Raw genomic sequence first — 1315 nt, 5'->3', positions numbered from 1 at the left:
AAACCGACACAGGTAGGCGAGAAGAGAATTCTAAGGCGCGCGGAAGAACTCTCGTTAAGGAACTCGGCAAAATGACCCCGTAACTTCGGGAGAAGGGGTGCCTCGGTAGGGTGAATAGCCCGAGGGGGCCGCAGTGAAAAGGCCCAAGCGACTGTTTAGCAAAAACACAGGTCTGTGCGAAGCCGCAAGGCGAAGTATACGGGCTGACGCCTGCCCGGTGCTGGAAGGTTAAGGGGAGTGGTAAGCCTTCGGGCGAAGCTATGAACCGAAGCCCCAGTAAACGGCGGCCGTAACTATAACGGTCCTAAGGTAGCGAAATTCCTTGTCAGGTAAATTCTGACCCGCACGAATGGCGTAACGACTTGGGCGCTGTCTCAACGAGAGATCCGGTGAAATTTTAATACCTGTGAAGATGCAGGTTACCCGCGACAAGACGGAAAGACCCCATGGAGCTTTACTGCAGCTTGATATTGAATTTGGGTACGATCTGTACAGGATAGGTGGGAGCCGTAGAATCTTGAGCGCCAGCTTGAGAGGAGGCATCCTTGGGATACCACCCTGATCGTATCTAGGTTCTAACTTGGTACCGTGATCCGGTGCGAGGACAGTGTCAGGTGGGCAGTTTGACTGGGGCGGTCGCCTCCTAAAGAGTAACGGAGGCGCCCCAAGGTTCCCTCAGAATGGTTGGAAATCATTCGAAGAGTGCAAAGGCAGAAGGGAGCTTGACTGCGAGACCTACAAGTCGAGCAGGGACGAAAGTCGGGCTTAGTGATCCGGTGGTACCGCATGGAAGGGCCATCGCTCAACGGATAAAAGCTACCCTGGGGATAACAGGCTTATCTCCCCCAAGAGTCCACATCGACGGGGAGGTTTGGCACCTCGATGTCGGCTCATCGCATCCTGGGGCTGAAGTAGGTCCCAAGGGTTGGGCTGTTCGCCCATTAAAGCGGTACGCGAGCTGGGTTCAGAACGTCGTGAGACAGTTCGGTCCCTATCTGTCGTGGGCGTAGGAAATTTGAGAGGAGCTGTCCTTAGTACGAGAGGACCGGGATGGACGTACCGCTGGTGTACCAGTTGTTCCGCCAGGAGCACCGCTGGGTAGCTATGTACGGAAGGGATAAGCGCTGAAAGCATCTAAGCGTGAAGCCCCCCTCAAGATGAGATTTCCCAGTATGTAAGACCCCTTGAAGACGACGAGGTAGATAGGTTGGGGGTGGAAGTGCAGTAATGCATGGAGCTGACCAATACTAATCGGTCGAGGGCTTATCCTAAGATAAGACGCAATGAAGTTTCGGATCCAGTTTTCAGGGTGTAA

1 rRNA gene is annotated in these 1315 nt (G+C 54.1%); it reads left to right on the top strand.

The annotated features are described in order from the left end of the window. Positions 1–1271: ribosomal RNA gene (locus tag ABEW32_RS05250) — 23S ribosomal RNA — on the top strand; the annotation flags it as partial. Positions 1272–1315 lie beyond the last annotated feature (44 nt).

This window comes from Paenibacillus jamilae, from assembly GCF_050482105.1.
In the GTDB taxonomy this organism is placed as follows: Bacteria; Bacillota; Bacilli; order Paenibacillales; family Paenibacillaceae; genus Paenibacillus; species Paenibacillus jamilae_B.
Note: the sequence above shows the minus strand (reverse complement) of the source record. Positions and strands in the feature narration are given on the sequence as shown.